This is a genomic window from Aquabacterium sp. (genome assembly GCF_044226965.1).
Lineage (GTDB): Bacteria > Pseudomonadota > Gammaproteobacteria > Burkholderiales > Burkholderiaceae_C > Pseudaquabacterium.
This window is the reverse complement of record NZ_JBGAGA010000002.1, coordinates 1-21153: the sequence shown is the minus strand read 5'-3', so window position 1 is coordinate 21153 and position 21153 is coordinate 1. Positions and strand designations below refer to the sequence as shown.

The window sequence follows — 21153 nt, the reverse complement described above, 5'->3', positions numbered from 1 at the left end:
GCAGGCGTGCAATGTGCACGCCTGCGGCGGCTCACATGCTGCGCCGGTACTGCCCGCCCACCTCGAACAGCGCGCGGGTGATCTGCCCCAGCGAGCAGCAGCGCACCGCGTCCATCAGCACCTCGAAGACGTTGCTGTTGGCTATCACCGCCTGCTGCAGCCGCGCCAGCAGCACCGGTGCCTCGGCGGCATGGCGCGCGTGGAAGTCGGCCAGGCGGGCGAGCTGGCTCTGCTTTTCCTCCTCGGTCGAGCGGGCCAGCTCGATGTGCTCGGGCACCGGGTCGCCGTGCGGGTTGCGGAAGGTGTTGACGCCGATGATCGGGTACGCGCCGGTGTGCTTGAGCATCTCGTAGTGCATGCTCTCTTCCTGGATCTTGCTGCGCTGGTAGCCGGTTTCCATCGCGCCCAGCACGCCGCCGCGCTCGGCAATCTTCTCGAACTCGGCCAGCACCGCTTCTTCCACCAGCTCGGTCAGCTCGTCGATGACGAAGGCACCCTGGTTCGGGTTCTCGTTCTTCGCCAGGCCCCATTCGCGGTTGATGATCAGCTGGATCGCCATCGCGCGGCGCACGCTCTCCTCGGTGGGCGTGGTGATGGCCTCGTCGTAGGCGTTGGTGTGCAGCGAGTTGCAGTTGTCGTAGATCGCGATCAGCGCCTGCAGCGTGGTGCGGATGTCGTTGAAGGCGATCTCCTGCGCGTGAAGTGAGCGGCCCGAGGTCTGCACGTGGTACTTCAGCTTCTGGCTGCGTTCGTTGGCGCCGTACTTCTCCTTCATCGCCACCGCCCAGATGCGGCGCGCCACGCGGCCGAGCACGGTGTACTCGGGGTCCATGCCGTTGCTGAAGAAGAAGGAGAGGTTCGGCGCGAAGTCGTCGATGTGCATGCCGCGCGCCAGGTAGGCCTCGACGAAGGTGAAGCCGTTGCTCAGCGTGAAGGCCAGCTGGCTGATCGGGTTGGCGCCAGCCTCGGCGATGTGATAACCCGAGATCGACACGGAGTAGAAATTGCGCACCTGGTGGTGCACGAAATACTGCGCGATGTCGCCCATCACCTTCAGGCTGAACTCGGTCGAGAAGATGCAGGTGTTCTGGCCCTGGTCTTCCTTCAGGATGTCGGCCTGCACCGTGCCGCGCACGTTGGCCAGCGCCCATTCGCGGATCTTCTCGCTCTCCGTGTCCGTCGGCTGGCGGCCGTTGTCCTGCGCGAACTTCTCGAGCTGCTGGTCGATGGCCGCGTTCATGAACATCGCCAGGATCGTCGGCGCCGGGCCGTTGATCGTCATGCTCACCGAGGTGTTGGGCGCACACAGGTCGAAACCCGAGTACAGCACCTTCAGGTCGTCCAGCGTGGCGATGCTGACGCCCGAGTTGCCGACCTTGCCGTAGATGTCCGGCCGCAGGTCGGGGTCGTTGCCGTACAGCGTGACCGAGTCGAAGGCGGTGGACAGGCGCTTGGCCGGCATGCCTTCGCTCACCAGCTTGAAGCGGCGGTTGGTACGGAAGGCATCGCCTTCGCCGGCGAACATGCGGGTGGGGTCCTCGTTCTCGCGCTTGAACGCAAAGGTGCCCGCGGTGTACGGGTAGCTACCGGGCACGTTGTCCAGCATCAGCCACTTCAGGATCTCGCCATGGTCCTCGTACTGCGGCAGCGCCACCTTGCGGATCTTGCTGCCGCTCAAGGTGGTGTGGACCAGCGCCGTGCGGATCTCCTTGTCGCGGATCTTCACGACGTACTCGTCGCCGGCATAGGCCTTCTGCATCTCGGGCCATTGGGCCAGCAGCTTGCGGGCCGCCGGGTCGAGCCGGGTCTCGCGCTCGTCGGCCAGCTTCAGCACCGTGCTGCGCGCGCCGTCCTTGCTGGCATCGTCCTCCAGCAGCATGCGGGCGGTCTCGCGCAGCTGCTGCACCTCGCGCGCCAGCCGGGCCTGCGCACGGGCGCGCGCCTTGTAGCCGCGCACGGTGTCGCTGATCTCGGCCAGGTAGCGCACGCGGGCACCGGGCACCACCGGCGTCTGGTGCGTGCTGTGCCGCGTGTTCGCGGGGGGCAGGCGGCCTTCGGCCAGCGGCAGGCCCAGCGCGGCCAGGCGGGGTTTGAGCGCCTGGTACAGCGCGGTCACGCCGTCGTCGTTGAAGCGGCTGGCCATGGTGCCGTACACCGGCATCTGGTCGGGCATCACGTTGAAGGTGCCGCGGTTGCGCTGCACCTGCTTGGCCACGTCGCGCAGCGCGTCGGCGGCGCCCTTGCGGTCGAACTTGTTGATGGCGACGAACTCGGCGAAGTCCAGCATGTCGATCTTCTCGAGCTGGCTGGCGGCGCCGAACTCGGGCGTCATCACGTACATCGGCACGTCGACCAGCGGCACGATGGCTGCATCACCCTGGCCGATGCCGGAGGTCTCGACGATCACCAGGTCGAAGCCTGCCACCTTGGCGGCGGCGATCACGTCGGGCAGCGCGGCCGACACCTCGCTGCCGGTGTCGCGCGTGGCGAGCGAGCGCATGTAGACCCGTGGCCCTTGCTGCCAGGGGCCGATCGCATTCATGCGGATGCGGTCGCCCAGCAGCGCGCCGCCGCTCTTGCGCCGGCTCGGGTCGATCGAGATCACGGCGATGCGCAGGGCATCGTCCTGGTCCAGGCGCAGTCGGCGTACCAGCTCGTCGGTCAGGCTGGACTTGCCGGCGCCGCCGGTGCCGGTGATGCCGAGCACCGGGGTCTTGGCCGTCTTGGCGCGCTCGTGCAGTGCGGCCACCAGGGCGGCATCGGCGCGTCCGTTCTCCAGCGCGGTGATCAGCTGGGCCAGCGCGCGCCAGGCGGTTTCGCCATGGCCCTGGAGGGCGTCCAGCGTCTTCGGGGCGTGCGGCGACAGGTCCTTGTCGCAGCGCATCACCATCTCGCCGATCATGCCCTGCAGGCCCATGCGCTGGCCGTCTTCGGGGCTGTAGATGCGCACGCCCTGGTCGGCCAGCGCGCGGATCTCGGCCGGCACGATCACGCCGCCGCCGCCGCCGAAGACCTGGATGTGCGCGCCGCCGCGCTGGCGCAGCAGTTCCACCATGTAGCCGAAGTATTCGGTGTGCCCGCCCTGGTAGCTGGAGACCGCGATGCCCTGCACGTCCTCCTGCAGCGCGGCGGTGACGACCTCGTCGACCGAGCGGTTGTGGCCCAGGTGGATCACCTCGGCGCCCATGCCCTGCAGGATGCGCCGCATGATGTTGATCGCTGCGTCGTGGCCGTCGAACAGGCTGGCGGCGGTGACGAAGCGCACCTTGTGCTGCGGGCGGTAGTCGGCGAGCGCCTTGTATTCGGCGGACAGGTCGGTCATGGTGCTTGTCTCCGGCAGGGCGCGGAGCAGCCGCGCCTGAAGGCGCAAGTCTAGGCCGCAGGGCCTGTTCCGTGCATGGCCGAATCGCTCACAGTGCTGAGCGCTTTTGCCACAATGCAGGGCATGGCATCCCCCGGTCGCAACAGCATCTCCATCGCCTTCGTGCGCAGCGCGCTGCAGCGCGTGCCGGCGGCGCGCCAGGGGGCCCTGCTGCAGCGTTGCGGCATCCTGCCCGCGGCGCTGGCCGACGACGCCGCGCGGGTGCCGGCCGCGGCCTTCGGCGCGCTGTGGCTGGCGGTGGCACGCGAGATCGACGACGAATTCTTCGGGCTCGACGCCCGGCGCATGAAGCCAGGCAGCTTTGCGCTGCTGTGCCACGCGCTGGCAGGGGCGGCCACGGTGGAGGCCGGCCTGACGCTGGCGCTGCGCGGCTTCAACCTGTTCTTCGACGACGTGCTGGCCAGCCTGTCGCTGCAGGGCCGCGAGGCGCGCCTGCAGTTGGTGCCTGCCGCGCACCCGGCACGGCCCGAGCCCGAAGCGCGGCGCTTTGCCGACGAGACCCTGCTGATCATGCTGCACGGCCTGCTGTGCTGGCTGGCGGGTGCCCGCGTGCCGGTGGCGCGGCTGGAGATGGCGCATGCGCGGCCGCCACATGCCGACGAGTACCGCCGCATGTTCTCGCCCGAGATGCGCTTCGACGCGCCGCGCACGATGCTGGTGTTCGACCCGCGCGTGCTGGCCCAGCGCACCGCGGTGGATGCGGCCGCGCTGAAGGCCTTCCTGCGCGATGCACCGCGCTCGGTGTTCATGAAGCAGGTGGCCGATGCCCATGCCGCGTTCGGCGAGCGGGTGCGCCGACGGCTGCAGCGCGCGGGCAGCCACTGGCCGACGCTGGAGGGCCTGGCCGCCGAATGGCGCCTGTCGCCCGCGACGCTGCGGCGCCGACTGCAGGCCGAGGGCAGCAGCTGGCGCCGGCTGAAGGACGAGCTGCGCCACGAGCGCGCGCGCCAGCTGCTGGCCGAAGGGCGCCACAGCGTGGCCGAGATCGCCTCGCGCCTGGGCTACGAGGACGCCAGCGCCTTCCACCGCGCGTTCCACCGGCGCAGCGGCCTGGCCCCCGGTGCGGCGCGGCGGGCCGCGCAGGCCGAGAATCACGGCCCATGAACAAGGCCTTCACCCGCGAGCCCGAAGGCGATGCCGGCGACGATGACGACGGCGGCCCGGGCCTGCCACCGCTGCCGGCGGGCAGCCGCAACTACATGACGCCGCAGGGCTACCAGCGCCTGCGCGATGAACTGCTGCAGCTCATCGACGACGAGCGGCCGAAGATCGTCGAGATCGTGCACTGGGCCGCCAGCAATGGCGACCGCTCGGAGAACGGCGACTACCTGTATGGCAAGAAGCGCCTGCGCGAGATCGACCGCCGCATCCGCTTCCTGACCAAGCGGCTGGACATAGCCGAAGTGGCCGACCCTTCGGCGCACCACGGCAGCGACCAGGTGTTCTTCGGCGCCACCGTGACCTATGCCAACCACAAGGGCGAGGAACGGACGATCACGATCAAGGGCATCGACGAGGCTGACAACCTGAAAGGCGAGGTGAGCTGGGTGGCCCCGATCGCGCGGGCGCTGCTGAAGTCGCGGGAGGGCGACGAGCTGAAGCTGCAGACGCCGGGCGGCGTCGAGACCATCGAGGTGCTGGCCGTGCGCTACCCGGCACCGGCGGGCGGCTGAGACCGGCCAGGGGCCAAGCAAATCGGCGGGTGGGGCCTCCGAGGACACCACCCGCCGTTGCATCCCTGAGCTGGTGCCGTTGACGCGGTCTGAAGCCACTGTAGGCCTTGGGGGCACCCGATGTCGTCGGCACAATGCACTGGACCTTTGTGACTTATTTACATCCACGTCCTTTGTCGATAATCAGCCGATGACCCCGACCCCCGAAGCCACCGCCGCCGACGACCGCCTGCCCCACAGCCTGTTGGTGGCCATCTCGCGCCACGGTGGCACACGCTCCTTCGCTGCGAACACGGTGCTCATCCACGAAGGCGATGCGGGCGACGCGCTGTACATCATCCTGAGCGGCCGCGTGAAGGCGTACTCGGCCGGCACGCAGGGCCGCGAGATCGTGCTGGACGAACTCGGCCCCGGCCATTTCGTCGGCGAACTGGCGATGGACGGCGAGCCGCGCTCGATCTCGATCAAGACGCTCGAGCCCACCACCTGCTGCGTGGTGCAGCGCGAAGGCTTCGATGCCTTCCTGGTCGAGCACCCGGAATTCGCCGGCCACCTGACCCGCAAGCTGATCCGCATGGTGCGGCGCCTGACCGAGCAGGTGAAGAGCCTGGCGCTGCAGGACGTGTACGGCCGCGTCGCGCGCGTGCTGATGGAACTCTCCGACCCGCCGGCCCACGCCGCCAACGGCCAGACCGAGCCGCGCGTGGTGCGGCAGAAGCTGACGCAGCAGGACATCGCCGACCGGGTGGGCTCTTCGCGCGAGATGGTGCACCGGGTGATGAAGGAGCTGGCGATCGGTGGCTACGTGACGCCGGACGAGAACACCAAGCACCTCGTCATCCGCAAGAAGCTGCCGCACGCCTGGTGAAAACCCGCGGCGGTTGATTTTTCCGCACGCGCGGCGGCGCCTGGCCGCACACATGCTATGTTTGCCCGCGGCGCTACCGGGGCGCCATCATCGGGAGGAGTCACCGCATGTGGCGCAGAACGGCCAAGCAACGCGAACGCCTGCAACGCATCTCCGGCTGGGCCGGGGTCATCGAGGGCTTCGGCACACCCTTCACCGCGAAGCAGCTCGGTGACTTCCAGAACGGCCTGCAAGGCGAGGTGGTGGTGTTGTCAGACAACAGCTACGCCGCCGCGCGCCAGCTGCAGAACCTGGCCTTCCAGCACTTCCCGCTGCTGATCGTCTACTGCGAGGTCATCAGCGACGTCTACCAGAGCCTGGCCTTCGCGCACCAGCACAAGCTGTGGATCACCACCCGCTCGGGCGGCCACAACACCGCCGGCTGGTCGGCCAACGACGGCATGGTGATCGACGTCTCGCGGCTCGATTCCATCGTGGTCGACCCCGACCGGCGCACCGTCACCTGCGGCCCCGGCACCGACTGGGCCAAGCTCAACGCCACGCTGGCCGACTACCAGCTGCACGTGCCCACCGGCATCTGCGGCAGCGTGTGCGTGGCCGGCTTCATGCAAGGCGGCGGCTACGGCCAGACCTCGCGCAAGTGGGGCATGAACTCCGACAACGTGCTCGAGCTGCTGGTGATGCTGGCCGATGGCCGCATCGTGCGCGCCACGCCCGAGGTCAACGCCGACCTGTTCTGGGCCATGCGCGGCGGTACCGGCAACAACTTCGGCGTGCTGCTGCAATGCATCTACCAGCTGCACCCGATGCCGGCCACGCTGTGGGGCTGGGGCCTGCAGTGGAGCATGAAGGAAGCGCCGCAGGCGCTGTACGAGATGCAGAAGGGCTACATGCGCCACGGCGCGCCCGACGAGCTGGGCTACATGGCCGCGCTCACCTTCCTGGGCGACCCGGCCGAGCCCTGCCTGGTGATGCGTGGCATCTGGTGGGGCGACGAGAAGCAGGGCCGCAAGGTGCTGGAGCCGCTGATGAAGGCCACCGGCCTGAAGAAGCTGGCACTGAACAAGACTGGCACCTACGACGAGCTGAACGAGTGGCTGTGGACCGGCGTGCCCAACTGCCCTGACCTGGCGCGCGAGGACAAGCAGTCCACCATCATCGCCAAGCAGCTGAAGGTGAGCGACTGGCAGAAGGTCTGCCGCCGCTTCGCCGAAAGCCCGAACCCCTGGAGCTGCGTCGCGATCGAGGCCTATGGCGGCGCGATCAACCGCGTGCCGCGCGACGCCACCGCGTGGATCCACCGCGACGCGGACATGGACCTGTTCGTCGACGTGTTCTGGATGAACGAGCAGGAGCACCGTGAGATCGAGGCCTACCTCGACGACTTCATGGTGCTGCTGGAACCCTACGGCAGCGGCGAGGCCTACCAGAACTACCCGCGCGCCGCGCAGAAGAACTACCGCGAGCTGTACTGGGCCGAGCAGTTCCCGAAGCTCTTGGCCATCAAGCGCAAGTACGACCCGGGCAATTTCTTCCACTACGAGCAGAGCGTGAAGCCGAAGCCCGGCGAGAAGTGGCCGAAACCGGCGCCCGGCCCCATCGTCTACGAGCCCTACGGCCCCCCACCGATCAAGCCTTGAGGAGGCGCCGCCGATGCGCTCATTGGTCGAAGTGTTCTTCAATCCGCCGATGGCGGTGGCGCGCTTCGGGGCGTCGGCCAAGCCGCTCGAGGCCTTCGAGTGGCATGTCTCGCGCGATGCGCATGGCCGGGTGCTGACGATCGTCGAGCCGGCCCTGAGCTTCGACGTCGCCGCCGATGGCAAGCTCAAGCCCTTCCTGCCGAAGGAGATCCACTTCAAGGACCCCGACGGCCAGGTGCGGCCGGTGGCGCCGTTCTTCGAGCTGTGGGCGCGGCTGCAGCGCAGCGATGGCGGCATCGACGAAGAGCCGGTCACGCTGGCGGTGCTGGAAGAGCTGCGCATCACGCTCGGGCACCTGTCGGTGGAAGTGTGGGCCGCGAACCTGAAGGCCGCGCGCCGCACCGACGATTCGGCCTGCGGCTTCGAGGCGCGCGTGGCCTTCAACGGCGAGAACCACGCGGTGCACGCGCTGCAGGCCGTCAGCCCGCACACCTCGGGCGTGCAGCCGCTGGTGCTGCCGGACAAGCCGGTGCCGCTGGGCCAGGTGCAGTGGATCAAGCCCAGCGCGAAGCCGGACGCGAAGTTTCCGGAAGTCGACCTGTCGGTGCTGCGCCTGCGCTTCACGCCAGCGGCCGGCAAGGTCTACGGCCCGCCGCGCGCGGTGCAGGGCCCCGACCGGCTGACCATCACCGGCCCGGTGGACGTGCTGCAGCTGGCCAACAGCGTCGAGGGCCGCGTGCACACCATCGTGCCGCCCGAGCAGCGCATCCTCAGCGACGACACGCCGTGGTCGCAGTACGTGATGGTGACCGGCCTGTACGAAGACCCGCAGCCGCAGGACGGCTACGACGGGTCGGATGACGGCACCAACCGCAGCTGGGGCGTGGTGGACGACAGCTGCGATGCGGTGATCACCGTTTCGGTGGCCTGGCGCGGCAACCGCTATGCCGCACAGGGCCGGGTGTTCGTCGGCCCGCCGGCCTTCGCGCCCGACCGGCGGCCGTTCTACTCGGTGGCCGACGACCTGGCCGACCGCGACCTGCCGCTGAAGACCGTCACGCCCGGGAACTTCGACGAGGTCAAGGCCGAGGTGGTGCAGCTGTTCCGCCGTGTGTTCGAGACCGCCGCGTCGATGAACATGGACCAGGCCCGCACCGAAGCGCTGCAGGACAACGAAGGCATGAGCGCGCCGCCCGCGCCACGCCTGCCGCAGACCGGTCCGGCCAGCATGACGCAGCAGGACGAGCCCTACATCGACCGCGTGCCCGACCTCACGCTGAACCAGCCTCCGGGCGACTACACGATCAGCGTGCGCGGCGACCGCCTGAGCTACACGCAGGCCGTGCCCTTCGTGCACTCGCAGCTGATGGAAGAGGCCATCCTGATCGACTTCCTGCGCCGCCGCCACGCGCACGTGCGGCGCCTGCTGCGCCCGGCCTTCGGGTTGATCACCGAATGGCACCCCGAGCCGCTGCCGCCGCCGGACCCCAACTTCCGCGACCCGCGTGTGGTGCGCGACCTGATGCACGACATGCGCATGCCGCCGTACATGCGCGATGCGTATTACGTGCCGCTGTCGCTGACACGGCGGCAGTACCGGATGATGATCGACTTTCTCGACCTGCTGGCGCAGCAGGACAGGGCGGACGCATGAACCTTCCGATCAAGCCCCGCAATCTGACGGCACGCGCCGCGCACCGCGTGCTGGGCAACCCGGCCAGCGCCGGGCTCGATGCCAGCGTCGGCAACTGCTTCCCGGGCCTCGAGCTCGACGTGCGCAACCTCGATGGCCGCTTCTTTCCGGGGTTGGTGTTCTGGGTCGTCACCGCGCCGGCCGCACCGGTGCCGGAGGCCTTGCCCAACCAGGCCGGCATCCGCCTGCACGCGCTGGACTACCTGCAGGACCCGATGCTCACGCCCACCAGCAGCGAACCCTGGGTGCAGACCCTGCTGGGCCAGCTCTCGGGCGACACCGGCGTGCAGCTGTCCAGCGGCCGCTGGTACCTCAGCTGGATCGAACAGGGCAGCAACCGCATCAGCTGCGACCAGGTCGACGGCACGCCCTACGACGGCGAACTGGTGTGGCGCTTCATCCGCTGCATCGCGCCCGACCTGCCGCTGACCATCGGCCTGGTGCAGCGCGGCGTGCCCCAGCCGGTGCCCCAGGTGGTGCTGTCGGGCTATCGCCGAAAGTACGTGACCGACAGCGGCGTGATCGACGCGGCCTTCAAGCCCGGCGAGCTGACGCAGAGCCTGTGCAACCCCTGGCAGCACGACTTCCGCGACTGTGCCTGCTACTACTGGGCCTCGAACCATCCGGACGTGGTGCTCTCGGCCTCCGACAACCCCGACACCGCCAACACCTGGCTCGACTGGCTGCGCCGCGATCGCACGCCGGCCGGCGAGGTGGCGGCACCGGCCTCGCGCGCCGAGGCGCGGCCGCTGCAGATCGACCATTTCGAGATCAACCAGAAGTGGCAGACGCTGGCCTTCGTGATCGGCGGCCACGAGATCGCCGGCACCTACAAGCCGGCACTGCCCGATTCGGCCAAGCCGTACAAGAACGCCGCCGAGATGATCGGCGAGCTGACGAACCACCTGGCGCCGCTGGAGCTGCGCCTGTGCCTGGAATACCTGTACGGCCTGTTCTCGCTGCACACGCCCGACGAGATCGACGCGAAGCAGTGGCCCAACATGCCGGCCGACCTGGTGGCGGTGCGGCAATCGATCACCATCGTCGCGATCGGCGAGATGACCCACCTGCGCTGGGCCAACCAACTGCTGTGGTCGCTTGACCAGGCCGGCTTCTACCCCAAGGGCAAGCAGTACCAGCCGGTGCTGGCGACGAAAGCCGTGCCGCTGCGGCCGCTGGACTATGCGGCGCTGGACGACTACATCCGTGTCGAGCGCTCGGGCGGCAACATCGACGAGCACTATGCCCGCTGCGTCGCGACGCTGGAGCGCGACAAGGCCTACCCGCGCAACCTGTGGCAGCTGGCGGTGAAGATCGACTCCGACGGCATCGACCACTTCGACCGTTTCACCGAGATGAAGCGCACGCTCATGGCCTATGCCGGCGGCGGCCAGGGCCCGACCTTGCCCTACCTGCGGCCGGTGCAGCCGGGCACGCCAGCGCAGACGGCCGACGCGCTGGCCCAGGTGAAGGCGCTGCTGGCCGCGTTGCATGACGCGTACCTGGCGCAATATCACAACCATCCCGAAAAGGCGCAGGTGGCGATCCAGACCTCGCGCAACGTGATGGACGCGCTGCGGGTGAACGCCGAGTCGCTCGCCGCCCAGGGCATCGGCATCCCGTTCTTCGCCGCCCTGTGATGCAGCTGGCCAGCGTCCCGGTTTCGGCCATCGCGCGCAAGGCGGCTGCGCCGCACGGGCCTTCGCAGGCCTTTGCGTTCAGCACCGGGCGCGGCCACCACCTGCTGGTGGCCGACGGCTCGCGGGTCTACGACGTCGACGAGGGCTTCGCGCAGCGCCTGACTGACGCGGCGCTCAAAGGGGGGGCGGCGGCCGAGCGCGGTCTGCTGGCGGCCTGGGGCCTGCTCGGCGAGCCGGCGATCCGGCCGGGCGACGATGCGCTGCCGCCGGTGAACGCGCTGTCGCTGGCCATCGCGCAGCGCTGCAACCTGGCCTGTGGCTACTGCTATGCCGATGGCGGCACCTTCGGCGGCGCCGCGCAGGCGATGTCCTGGGACGTTGCGCGGCAGGCGGTGGACGGCTTGCTGGCCGGCGTCGAGCGCGGCGGCCGCGCCAGCCTGGCTTTCATGGGCGGAGAGCCGCTGACCGAGCGCGCGCTGCTGCGGCGCGTCACCGAGCATGCGGCAGCGCTCGCCGCGCAGCGCGGGGTGGCGCTGCAGTTCGCGTTGACGACCAATGCCACGCTGCTGAACGAGGACGACGCGCGCTTCCTGGCCGCGCATCGCTTCACCGTCACGGTCAGCCTGGACGGCGAGGCCGAACTGCAGGACGCGCTGCGGCCCACGCTTGGTGGCACCGGCAGCCATGCGCGCATCCTGGCGCGGCTGGAACCCTTGCTCGCGCGGCAGGGCACCGAGGGCCTGCAGGCCAGCGCCCGCCTGACCGTCACGACGCGACATCACGACCTGCGTGCCAGCGTCGAGCACCTGATGGGCCTGGGCTTCCACTCGGTCGGCGTCTCGCCGGCACTGCATTCGCGCGACGCCGCGCTGGCACTGAACCGCGAACACATGCAGGGGTTGCTGGCACAGATGACGGATGTGGCGCAGGAGGCCGAGGCGCGCTGGCTGCGCAGCGAGCGCTACCCCTTCAGCAACCTGCTGGCCGCGCTGCAGGAAATCCACCGCGGCACGCACCGGCCCTGGCCTTGCGGCGCCGGCGCGGCCTACCTCGGTGTCGCGGCGGACGGCCAGCTGAGCGCCTGCCACCGCTTCGTCGGCGACGACAGCGCCGCACTGGGGCATGTGGGGCAGGGCGGCGTCGACGACCGCGCACGGCAGGCCTGGCTGGGGCCGCGGCATGTCGACCGCCAGCAGCCTTGCAGCGGCTGCTGGGCGCGCTACCTGTGCGGCGGCGGCTGCCACCATGAGGTGCAGCAACGCGGCCGCATCGCCTGCGACTTCATCCGCGGCTGGCTGGCGCATTGCCTGGGCGCCTATGTGCGCATCACCGATGCCAGGCCAAGTTCGTTCGACTGAGCATCGTTCCGCGCATGTGCTGGTGGTCGGCGCCGGCCCGGCGGGCTGCACGGCCGCGCTGCGCATGGCCGCGCTGGGGCACCGCGTCACGCTGATCGAGCGCGGCGGCCCGGGGCGGCCGGCGGCGGTGGAATCGGCGCCGGCCAGCCTCCGGCCACTGCTGGCCAGCCTGGGGCTGCAGCAGGCAGTCGATGCGGCGGGCTGCTGCCGCAGCAGCGGCGCCTGGGTGCAATGGGCCGGCAGCCCGCAGCGTGCGGGCGAAGTGCAGTCCGGTGGCCTGATCGACCGCCAGCGCTTCGACGCGCTGCTGCGCGAGGCGGCGTGCGCCGCCGGCGTGCGGCTGCTGGGCGCCCATGCGCGGGCGGCGCGGCGCGCGCCCGAAGGCGGCTTCGAGCTGCCGCTGCACGATGGCCGGCTGCTGCGGGCCGACGGCATCGTCTGGGCCACCGGGCGCAGTGGTGATGCCGCACCGGGCGAGCGTTGCGGCGCCGCACTGGTCGGCCGCTGGTCGGGCGACGGACAGCCGCTGGGCCACGACAGCCGCGTGCAGGCCGGTCCCGAGGGCTGGGCCTGGGCCGCGCCGCAGCCCGACGGCGGCTGCACGGCCGCGCTGTTCGTCGATGCGCAGCGCCTGGGTGGCCTGGATGCCGCCGCGCGCGAGCGGCTGTACCGCGACAGCCTGGCCGGGTATGGGTTGATAGCGTCTATGTTGCGCGGCCACCTGGCGCGGCCGCTGCGCGTGGCCGACACCACGCCGCGCCGCGCGGCCGGCACGGTCGAGCCCCGCTGCGTGCGCGCCGGCGAGGCCGCCTTCAGCCTCGATCCACTGTCGTCGCAAGGTGTGGCCGCGGCGATGCGCAGTGGCGTGCAGGCCGCCGCCTGCCTGCACACGATGCTGGGCCGCCCGGCCGACACCGCGCTGGCGCAGGCCTTTCTCCAGGAGCAGGTCGAGCGTGAATGGCAGCGCCACCGCCGCTGGCGTGCCGGATACGATGCCGAGGCCGCACGCCACTTCGGCACGCCGTTCTGGGCACAGCGCGCAAAAGACGCGGCCAGCCGCGAGCTGCCCGCGCCCTCGGTCAGCCCGGCGGACCCATTGCCGGCACTGGACCTTCCGATCCGCCTGGACGGCCGCAGCCGCTTCCAGCCGGCACCGATGCTCGAAGGCGACTGGATCGTCGCGGCCCCGGCGCTGCAGCATCCCGGCCTGCCTGGCCCGGTCGGCTACGTGCAAGGCCAGCCGGTGGCCGACCTGCTGGCGGCGCTGGCGCCGGGCAGCAGCGTCGCGCGCGTGCTGCAGGCCTGGGCCGCGCGGCTCGGCGCACAGGGGGCCGCCGGCCTGCTGCAGAGCTGGTGGCGGCTGGGCGTGGTGGTGGCCGATACCGCGCCGCCGCTTCAGCCGCGGTAGCGGTCCGGATCGATGCCGTGCTTGTGCAGCTTGTCGTACAGGGTCTTCTTCGCGATGCCCAGCACTTCCATCACCTTGGGCACGCGGCCCTGGTGGCGGCGCAGGGCCTGCTCGATCAGCGCCTTCTCGACCAGGTCGACCTGCTGCGCCAGGCTCAGCGGTGAATCGGCGGCCGGGTCCAGCGGGCCGCTGCCGCCTTCGAGCACGAAGCGGTCGGCCGCGTTGCGCATCTCGCGCACGTTGCCGGGCCAGTCGTGCGCCATCAGCTCGCGCAGGTAGCTCGGGCTGGGCTCGGGGGCGGTGAGTCCATAACGCTGCGTCGCAGCGGCCACGAAGTGCTCGAACAGCAGCGGGATGTCGTCGCGCCGCTCGCGCAGCGGCGGCAGCTGCAGCACCGCCACGTTGAGCCGGTAGTACAGGTCACCGCGGAACTTCTGCTGCTCGCTGAGTTCGCGCAGGTCGGCCTTGGTTGCGGCCAGCACGCGCAGGTTCACCGGCACCGGCTCGTTCGCGCCCAGGCGCTCGACCTTGCGCTCCTGCAGCACGCGCAGCAGCTTGATCTGCATCGCCATCGGCATCGACTCGATCTCGTCGAGCAGCAGCGTGCCGCCGTTGGCATGCTCGATCTTGCCGATGCGGCGCTTGCCGGCCGAGGTGAAGGCGCCGGCCTCGTGGCCGAACAGCTCGCTCTCGAACAGCGTCTCGGGCAGGCCGCCACAGTTGATCGCGACGAAGTTGCGGTCGCGCCGGCTGCTGTGGTCGTGCAGACAGCGCGCCACCAGTTCCTTGCCGGTGCCGGTCTCGCCGTGGATCATCACGTCGGCGGCCGTGTCGGCCAGGCGCAGGATCTTGCGCCGCACCTCCTGCATCGCGGCCGAATCGCCCAGCAGCACCGCCTCGATGCCGATGCGCGCCTGCAGCTGCGAGCGCAGGTCGTCGAGAGCCAGGCGCATGACGCGCTTGTCCAGCGCGCGCATCGCGGTGTCGACGAAGCGTTCCGGCGCGAAGGGCTTCTCGATGAAGTCGTAGGCCCCCATGCGCATCGCCCGCACGGCCATCGGCACGTCGCCGTGCGCGGTGACCAGCACCACCGGCAGGCCGGGGTCGATGGCGGCCACGCGTTCGAGCAGCGTCAGCCCGTCCATGCCGGGCAGCCGCACGTCGGTGATCAGCACCGCCTGCACACCGGGCGTGATGTGCGGCAGCGCCTCTTCGGCCGAGCCGAAGGCCATCACCTCCAGCGCCGCCAGCTCCAGCGTCTGCACCAGGCTGGCCCGCACCGGCGGGTCATCCTCGACGAAGATGACCTTGTAGCCCTCAAACATGCACGTCCTTCTCTTCCTCGACGACTTCCAGATCGAACTCGAACCGCATGCCGACGGTAGCGCGCTGCGCGCGCAGCGTGCCGCCGAATTCGTGAATGATTTTGGACGAGATCACCAGGCCCAGGCCCAGACCTTCGCCGGCGGGCTTGGTGGTGAAGAAGGGCTCGAGCAGCCGGGCCATCGTCGCCTCGTCGACGCCATGGCCTGAATCGCTGACGCTCACCGTCAGCCGCGGCCCCTGGCGCTGCGCGCCGATGACCAGCTCGCGCACCGGGGCCTGGGCCATCGCGTCGAGGGCATTGGTGGCCAGGTTCACCAGCACCTGCTCGAGCCGCGTGATGTCGGCGCGCACCCGCACCTCGGGCGGCAGGTCGAGCTTCACCTGCACCCGCAGCTCGCGCAGCCGGTGATCCAGCAGCACCAGCACGTCGTGCACCGCCTGGCCGAGGTCGACCGCACCGGAGGAGGTCTGGCCCTTGCGGGCGAAGGACTTCAGCTGCGTGATGATGCGGCCCATGCGCTCGGTCATCTCGTCGATGATGCGCAGGTTGTCGGCCACGGTCGACACGCGGCCCGCCTCGAGCAGGCGGATGGTGTTGCGCGAGAGGGCGCGCAGGGCGGTCAGCGGCTGGTTGATCTCGTGCGAGAGGCCGGCGGACATCTGGCCCAGCACCGCCAGCTTGCCGGCCTGCACCAGTTCGTCCTCGGCCTGCAGGCGCTGCTCGATCTGGCGCTTCAGTTCGTCGTTCGCGCTTTGCAGTTGGCTGGTGCGCTCGCTCACCTGGCGCTCGAGCTGGTCGTGCGCGCGCTGCAGCGCATTGCGCGCGCGCTGCAGCTGCCGCACCGCCAGCCAGCGCTGCAGCAGGTACAGCAGCAGCAGCCCCACCGCCGCGCCGCCCGCCGCGCCACCCCAGGCCGCGTAGCGCGCATTGCGTTCGACCTCGGTGGAGTCGGACATTGCCATCAGCCGCGCGGCCAGCGGCACGATGTTGCGCTCCAGTGCCACGCGCTGGCGGCCGTCGGCATCGGCCGGGTCGGTGGCGCGCACCAGCACGATGCCGGGGTTCATCCGCACCTCGGTGGCCAGCGTCAGCGGCAGCAGCGGCGCCTGCGCATAGCGACCCAGGCTGCGCAGCCGGCCGGGGTCCAGCACGCCCAGCGTGCGGTACTTCCAGGCCGGCACCGAGCACATCACGATCACGTTGTTCTCGTCCAGCACCAGCAGGCGTTCGCTCTGCGAGCGCGCGCCCAGGTCGACCCAGGTGGCCTCCAGCGGCGCCAGGCTGACCTTGACGACGATCTTCGGGCTGCCGGCCGCCTCGCGCCGCAGCACGTAGACGAAGTAGTACTCGGTGTTGCCGTTGACCGGGTTGGCGGCGAAGAAGTCGGTGATGTCGTCGGCCGCGGGCAAGGGCGGGCGCGCCACCGGCGCCGCGGCCAGGTGGGCATCGCTGCTGGCCATGGGCCTGCCGTCGCTGCCCAGGATCTGCATCTGCAGCGAGCCCGCGCGCGCGTTCATGCGCGCCAGCGTGCGGTTGGCCTGCTCGCGCCGGGTGGCGTCGCCGGGGTTGGCCAGCAGCGCGGCAATGTCGGTGTCGATGGCCATCAGCCCCGGCAGGTAGGCATAGCGCGCGATCTCCGCTTCGAGCGCCGAGGCATAGAGCTCGAGCCGCTCGGTGGCCACCGCGCTCAGCTGCACCAGGCCCTGGCGTTCGCTCCAGCCATAGCCCAGCGTGGCGCCGGTGGCCACCAGGGCAAGCATCACCAGGCCCATGGCCAGGGTGACCAGCGAACGACGGATCGAGCGGTGCGGAAGCAACGGCGGAGACGGAGGCGGAACCGGGACCATCAGTGTGCCAAGCCCGGCGGGCTTTGTCGTGGGCGGAAATCCATACCGCGGCTTCGCTCGGTGGTGTGGATTTCCGCGCTGCCGGCGGCTGGCGTGGCGTGCGGCGCTTCAGCCGAACAGGCGCCGCCCACGAGTGAAACGCAGCGCTTTCGGGCCCGTGTGCCGGCACAGCGGCGCGGGTTGGCACACGCCGTGCAATACAGCGCCGGTTTTCCCAAGCACACAGCGCCAAGACGCGAGAAAGATCCGATGGAGACCTTCATTCAACAGCTGATCAACGGGCTCGTGCTCGGCAGCATGTACGCCCTCGTGGCGTTGGGCTACACGATGGTGTACGGCATCATCAACCTGATCAACTTCGCGCACGGCGAGGTGCTGATGATCGGCGCGCTCACGAGCTGGCAGGTCATCCACGTGCTGCAGGACAACGGCCTGCCGGGCTGGCTGCTGCTGCTGATTGCGCTGATCGCCGCCATCGTCGTCAGCTGCGCGCTGAACTACTCGATCGAGAAGGTGGCCTATCGGCCGCTGCGCAATGCACCGCGCCTGGCACCGCTGATCACCGCGATGGGCATGAGCCTGCTGCTGCAGACCTTGGCGATGGTGATCTTCCAGCCCAACGTCAAGCCCTACCCGAGCCTGGTGCCGGTGCAGACCTTCGACGTCGGCGGCGCGGTGATCAACAACATGCAGATCCTGATCCTCGGCATCACCGCGGTGGCGCTGGCGGGGCTGATGTTCCTGGTCAACCACACGCGGCTGGGCCGCGCGATGCGCGCCACCGCCGAGAACCCGCGCGTGGCCGCGCTGATGGGCGTGAAGCCCGACCTGGTGATCTCGGCCACCTTCGTGATCGGCGCCGCGCTGGCCGCGCTGGCGGGGGTGATGTGGGCAGCCAACTATGGGTCGGCCTCGCACACGATGGGCTTCCTGCCGGGCCTGAAGGCCTTCACCGCGGCCGTCTTCGGCGGCATCGGCAACCTGCCGGGCGCGATGGTCGGCGGCCTGCTGCTGGGCCTGATCGAGTCGCTCGGCGCCGGCTACATCGGCGGCCTGACCGGCGGCATTCTGGGCAGCCACTACCAGGACATCTTCGCCTTCCTGGTGCTGATCGCGATGCTGACCCTGCGGCCCTCCGGCCTGCTGGGCGAGCGCGTGGCCGACCGCGCATGAACAGGGCAGGGCAGATCACATCATGACGACGAGCAACAAGAAACTCCTTTCCGCCAGCACGCTGCTGACCGCTGTGGCGCTGATCGTGCTGCCGCTGCTGGCGCAGCAGTTCGGCAATGCCTGGGTGCGCATCCTCGACATCGCGCTGCTGTACGTGCTGCTGGCGCTGGGCCTGAACGTGGTGGTCGGCTTCGCCGGCCTGCTGGACCTGGGCTACGTGGCCTTCTACGCGGTGGGTGCCTACCTGTTCGCGTTGCTGGCCTCGCCGCACCTGACCGAGTCGTTCCCGGCCATCCAGGCGCTGTTCCCGCACGGCCTGCACATGCCGGTGTGGCTGATCATCCCGGCGGCCGCCGCGCTGGCCGGCCTGGCCGGCGTGCTGCTGGGCGCGCCAACACTCAAATTACGCGGCGACTACCTGGCCATCGTGACGCTGGGCTTTGGCGAAATCATCCGCGTGTTCATGAACAACCTGGACGCGCCGGTCAACATCACCAACGGACCCAAGGGCATCGCGCAGATCGACGCGTTCTCGATCTTCGGCCTGAACTTCATGAAGCCGCACGAGCTGTTCGGCTTCGAGATCGCCAACGTCAGCAACTACTACTACCTGTTCCTGGTGCTGGTGGTGGGCAGCATCTTCCTGTGCCGGCGGCTCGAGCGCAGCCGCATCGGGCGCGCCTGGATGGCGATCCGCGAGGATGAGATTGCCGCCAAGGCCATGGGCATCAACACGCGCAACCTGAAGCTGCTGGCCTTCGGCATGGGCGCCACCTTCGGCGGTGTCTCGGGCGCCATGTTCGCCAGCTTCCAGGGCTTCGTCTCGCCCGAATCGTTCTCGCTGCAGGAGAGCGTGATGATCATCGCGATGGTGGTGGTCGGCGGCATCGGCCACATCCCCGGCGTGGTGGCCGGCGCGGTGCTGCTGGCCGCGCTGCCCGAGGTGCTGCGCTATGTGGCCGGTCCGCTGCAGGCGATGACCGACGGCCGGCTGGACGCAGCCATCCTTCGGCAACTGTTGATCGCGCTGTCGATGATCCTGGTGATGCTGCTGCGTCCGCGCGGCCTGTGGCCGGCGCCTGAGCATGGTGGCAAGTCCGTTGCGAAACGCGTCGACCCCGAACCCACCGCCACCCCCGTGCGCGCCACCGCGGAGGCCGTGCAATGAGCGCCCCGGTGTTGCGCGTCAGCGGCGCGTCCAAGCGCTTCGGCGGCCTGCAGGCGCTGAGTGACGTGAGCGTCACGATCCAGCGCGGCCAGGTCTATGGCCTGATCGGCCCGAACGGCGCCGGCAAGACCACCTTCTTCAACGTCATCACCGGGCTCTACACGCCCGATGGTGGCACCTTCGAGCTGGGTGGCCAGGCCTACAAGCCAAGCGCGGTGCACGAGGTGGCCAAGGCCGGCATCGCCCGCACCTTCCAGAACATCCGCCTGTTCTCGGAAATGACGGCACTGGAGAACGTGATGGTCGGCTGCCATGTGCGGACGCAGTCGGGCCTGCTCGGCGCGGTGTTCCGCACCGGCGGCTTCCGCGCCGAGGAAGAACGCATCGCCGAACGCGCGCAGGTGCTGCTCGACTACGTGGGCATCGGCCGCTATGCCGAGTTCAAGGCCCGCACCTTGAGCTATGGCGATCAGCGCCGCCTCGAAATCGCCCGCGCGCTGGCCACCGACCCGCAGCTGCTGGCGCTGGACGAGCCGGCCGCCGGCATGAACGCCACCGAGAAGGTGGTGCTGCGCGAGCTGATCGACCGCATCCGCAAGGACGGCCGCACCATCCTGCTGATCGAGCACGACGTGAAGCTGGTGATGGGCCTGTGCGACCGCGTCACGGTGCTCGACTACGGCAAGCAGATCGCCGAAGGCCGCCCGGCCGAAGTGCAGCGCGATCCCAAGGTCATCGAGGCCTATCTCGGCGCGCACGCCGCCTGACGAGGAACTGAACCATGTCCCAGACTTCCACGACCCCGCTGCTCAAGGCCACCGGCATCAAGGTGGCGTATGGCGGCATCCTGGCCGTCAAGCGCGTGAGCTTCGAGGTGCGCCCCGGCGAACTGGTCAGCCTGATCGGCGCCAACGGCGCCGGCAAGACCACCACGCTGAAGGCCATCACCGGGCTGCAGCCGCTGGCCGATGGCGAGATCGCGCTGATGGGCAAGACCACCCGCGGCCAGGGCGCCTGGGACCTGGTCAAGCAGGGCCTGGTGATGGTGCCCGAAGGACGCGGCACCTTCACCCGCATGACCATCGTCGAGAACCTGCAGATGGGCGCCTTCCTGCGCAACGACCCGCGCGGCGTGCAGGACGACATCGAGAAGGTCTTCGGCCTGTTCCCGCGCCTGAAGGAGCGGCGCCACCAGCTGGCCGGCACGATGAGTGGCGGCGAGCAGCAGATGCTGGCCATGGGCCGCGCGCTGATGGCACGGCCCAGGCTGCTGCTGCTGGACGAGCCCTCGATGGGCCTGTCGCCCATCATGGTCGACAAGATCTTCGAGGTGGTGGCCGACATCCACCGCCAGGGCACCGCGATCCTGCTCGTCGAGCAGAACGCGATGCGCGCGCTGAGCCTGGCCGATCGCGCCTACGTGATGGACTCCGGCGAAATCACGATGAGCGGGCCGGCCAAGGCGCTGGCCGAGGATCCCAAGGTCAAGGCCGCTTACCTCGGGGAATAGCACAACGCGGGCGTTTCTCTCGAATCGACTCGCGACCGGGGCGGCCACCCGCACGCCCATGGGGAATGAACGGCGCGGTCGCACACATCCATTTCTATCCAGGAGCATCCAAGACCATGAGCTTTCGTCTGAACCACGTCGCCGCGGCGGCCATCACCCTGTGGGCCGGCGCGCTGTACGCGCAAGAGGTCGTCAAGATCGGTCACGTTGGCCCCGTCTCCGGCGCACAGGCGCACTACGGCAAGGACAACGAGAACGGCGCGCGCATGGCCATCGACGACCTGAACAAGAAGGGCGTGACGATCGGCGGCAAGAAGGTCAAGCTTGAGCTGGTGGCCGAAGACGATGCAGCCGACCCGAAGCAGGGCACGGCCGCGGCGCAGAAGCTGTGCGACGCCAAGGTCAACGGCGTGGTGGGCCACCTGAACTCCGGCACCACGATTCCCGCCTCGACGGTGTACAACCA

At 69.7% G+C, this 21153-nt stretch carries 16 protein-coding genes; 13 read left to right on the top strand and 3 right to left on the bottom strand.

The genetic code is table 11. From position 1 onward, the window contains the following. Positions 1–31: 31 nt before the first annotated feature. On the bottom strand, positions 32–3322 hold the full coding sequence (gene icmF, locus ACILR4_RS01115) for a fused isobutyryl-CoA mutase/GTPase IcmF (RefSeq protein WP_395698969.1): 3291 nt from the start codon (positions 3320–3322) through the stop codon (positions 32–34). Between the two features lie 123 nt (positions 3323–3445). Between icmF and ACILR4_RS01110 the strand changes: the two genes are divergently transcribed. From ACILR4_RS01110 to ACILR4_RS01075, 8 genes are all read left to right on the top strand, one after another. Then, positions 3446–4486 carry an AraC family transcriptional regulator gene (locus ACILR4_RS01110; protein WP_395698968.1) on the top strand — a complete coding sequence of 347 codons (1041 nt, stop codon included), beginning with the start codon at positions 3446–3448 and terminating at the stop codon, positions 4484–4486. Next, a complete protein-coding gene (gene greB / locus ACILR4_RS01105) occupies positions 4483–5055 on the top strand; it encodes a transcription elongation factor GreB (protein WP_395698967.1) in 573 nt (190 codons plus the stop codon). Before ACILR4_RS01110 ends, greB begins: the two co-directional genes overlap by 4 nt. Before the next feature lie 190 nt (positions 5056–5245). Then, complete coding sequence (locus ACILR4_RS01100) at positions 5246–5923, top strand: Crp/Fnr family transcriptional regulator (RefSeq protein ID WP_395698966.1); 678 nt, start codon at positions 5246–5248, stop codon at positions 5921–5923. Between the two features lie 107 nt (positions 5924–6030). Further along, the gene (locus tag ACILR4_RS01095; RefSeq protein ID WP_395698965.1) at positions 6031–7563 is read left to right on the top strand and encodes an FAD-binding oxidoreductase; all 1533 of its coding nucleotides are present in this window, start codon (positions 6031–6033) and stop codon (positions 7561–7563) included. A gap of 13 nt (positions 7564–7576) precedes the next feature. Beyond that, positions 7577–9217, top strand: coding sequence for a hypothetical protein (locus ACILR4_RS01090; RefSeq protein WP_395698964.1), 1641 nt, complete (start codon positions 7577–7579; stop codon positions 9215–9217). Beyond that, complete coding sequence (locus tag ACILR4_RS01085; RefSeq protein ID WP_395698963.1) at positions 9214–10896, top strand: ferritin-like domain-containing protein; 1683 nt, start codon at positions 9214–9216, stop codon at positions 10894–10896. Before ACILR4_RS01090 ends, ACILR4_RS01085 begins: the two co-directional genes overlap by 4 nt. Further along, positions 10896–12254, top strand: a complete 1359-nt coding sequence (locus ACILR4_RS01080) for an SPASM domain-containing protein (RefSeq protein ID WP_395698962.1) — start codon at positions 10896–10898, stop codon at positions 12252–12254. The genes ACILR4_RS01085 and ACILR4_RS01080 overlap by 1 nt, the downstream gene beginning before the upstream one ends. Continuing rightward, on the top strand, positions 12229–13662 hold the full coding sequence (locus ACILR4_RS01075; RefSeq protein ID WP_395698961.1) for an NAD(P)/FAD-dependent oxidoreductase: 1434 nt from the start codon (positions 12229–12231) through the stop codon (positions 13660–13662). Before ACILR4_RS01080 ends, ACILR4_RS01075 begins: the two co-directional genes overlap by 26 nt. On the opposite strand, the gene ACILR4_RS01070 is transcribed toward ACILR4_RS01075, so the two are convergent. Together ACILR4_RS01070 and ACILR4_RS01065 are read right to left on the bottom strand one after the other, a co-directional pair. Next, the gene (locus tag ACILR4_RS01070; RefSeq protein WP_395698960.1) at positions 13650–14987 is read right to left on the bottom strand and encodes a sigma-54-dependent transcriptional regulator; all 1338 of its coding nucleotides are present in this window, start codon (positions 14985–14987) and stop codon (positions 13650–13652) included. The two genes, ACILR4_RS01075 and ACILR4_RS01070, sit on opposite strands and share 13 nt — an antisense overlap. Next, positions 14980–16806, bottom strand: coding sequence for a sensor histidine kinase (locus tag ACILR4_RS01065; RefSeq protein WP_395698959.1), 1827 nt, complete (start codon positions 16804–16806; stop codon positions 14980–14982). The genes ACILR4_RS01070 and ACILR4_RS01065 overlap by 8 nt, the downstream gene beginning before the upstream one ends. 279 nt (positions 16807–17085) lie before the next feature. Here ACILR4_RS01065 and ACILR4_RS01060 point away from each other — a divergent pair, with 279 nt between their 5' ends. From ACILR4_RS01060 to ACILR4_RS01040, 5 genes are all read left to right on the top strand, one after another. Then, positions 17086–18009: a branched-chain amino acid ABC transporter permease gene (locus tag ACILR4_RS01060; protein WP_395698958.1), complete on the top strand. Its 924-nt coding sequence runs from the start codon at positions 17086–17088 to the stop codon at positions 18007–18009. A gap of 22 nt (positions 18010–18031) precedes the next feature. Continuing rightward, positions 18032–19177, top strand: a complete 1146-nt coding sequence (locus ACILR4_RS01055) for a branched-chain amino acid ABC transporter permease (protein WP_395698957.1) — start codon at positions 18032–18034, stop codon at positions 19175–19177. Next, positions 19174–19944: an ABC transporter ATP-binding protein gene (locus ACILR4_RS01050; protein ID WP_395698956.1), complete on the top strand. Its 771-nt coding sequence runs from the start codon at positions 19174–19176 to the stop codon at positions 19942–19944. The genes ACILR4_RS01055 and ACILR4_RS01050 overlap by 4 nt, the downstream gene beginning before the upstream one ends. Positions 19945–19958: 14 nt before the next feature. Continuing rightward, complete coding sequence (locus ACILR4_RS01045; RefSeq protein ID WP_395698955.1) at positions 19959–20687, top strand: ABC transporter ATP-binding protein; 729 nt, start codon at positions 19959–19961, stop codon at positions 20685–20687. A gap of 116 nt (positions 20688–20803) precedes the next feature. Beyond that, a partial coding sequence (locus ACILR4_RS01040) for an ABC transporter substrate-binding protein (protein WP_395698954.1) occupies positions 20804–21153 on the top strand: 350 nt, incomplete at its 3' end.

What these genes read in the sequence shown, in the direction of transcription:
- icmF (WP_395698969.1), bottom strand. Translation starts at nt 3,322, where the DNA reads ATGACCGACCTGTCCGCCGAATACAAGGCGCTCGCCGACTACCGCCCG.
- ACILR4_RS01110 (WP_395698968.1), top strand. Translation starts at nt 3,446, where the DNA reads ATGGCATCCCCCGGTCGCAACAGCATCTCCATCGCCTTCGTGCGCAGC.
- greB (WP_395698967.1), top strand. Translation starts at nt 4,483, where the DNA reads ATGAACAAGGCCTTCACCCGCGAGCCCGAAGGCGATGCCGGCGACGAT.
- ACILR4_RS01100 (WP_395698966.1), top strand. Translation starts at nt 5,246, where the DNA reads ATGACCCCGACCCCCGAAGCCACCGCCGCCGACGACCGCCTGCCCCAC.
- ACILR4_RS01095 (WP_395698965.1), top strand. Translation starts at nt 6,031, where the DNA reads ATGTGGCGCAGAACGGCCAAGCAACGCGAACGCCTGCAACGCATCTCC.
- ACILR4_RS01090 (WP_395698964.1), top strand. Translation starts at nt 7,577, where the DNA reads ATGCGCTCATTGGTCGAAGTGTTCTTCAATCCGCCGATGGCGGTGGCG.
- ACILR4_RS01085 (WP_395698963.1), top strand. Translation starts at nt 9,214, where the DNA reads ATGAACCTTCCGATCAAGCCCCGCAATCTGACGGCACGCGCCGCGCAC.
- ACILR4_RS01080 (WP_395698962.1), top strand. Translation starts at nt 10,896, where the DNA reads ATGCAGCTGGCCAGCGTCCCGGTTTCGGCCATCGCGCGCAAGGCGGCT.
- ACILR4_RS01075 (WP_395698961.1), top strand. Translation starts at nt 12,229, where the DNA reads ATGCCAGGCCAAGTTCGTTCGACTGAGCATCGTTCCGCGCATGTGCTG.
- ACILR4_RS01070 (WP_395698960.1), bottom strand. Translation starts at nt 14,987, where the DNA reads ATGTTTGAGGGCTACAAGGTCATCTTCGTCGAGGATGACCCGCCGGTG.
- ACILR4_RS01060 (WP_395698958.1), top strand. Translation starts at nt 17,086, where the DNA reads ATGGAGACCTTCATTCAACAGCTGATCAACGGGCTCGTGCTCGGCAGC.
- ACILR4_RS01055 (WP_395698957.1), top strand. Translation starts at nt 18,032, where the DNA reads ATGACGACGAGCAACAAGAAACTCCTTTCCGCCAGCACGCTGCTGACC.
- ACILR4_RS01050 (WP_395698956.1), top strand. Translation starts at nt 19,174, where the DNA reads ATGAGCGCCCCGGTGTTGCGCGTCAGCGGCGCGTCCAAGCGCTTCGGC.
- ACILR4_RS01045 (WP_395698955.1), top strand. Translation starts at nt 19,959, where the DNA reads ATGTCCCAGACTTCCACGACCCCGCTGCTCAAGGCCACCGGCATCAAG.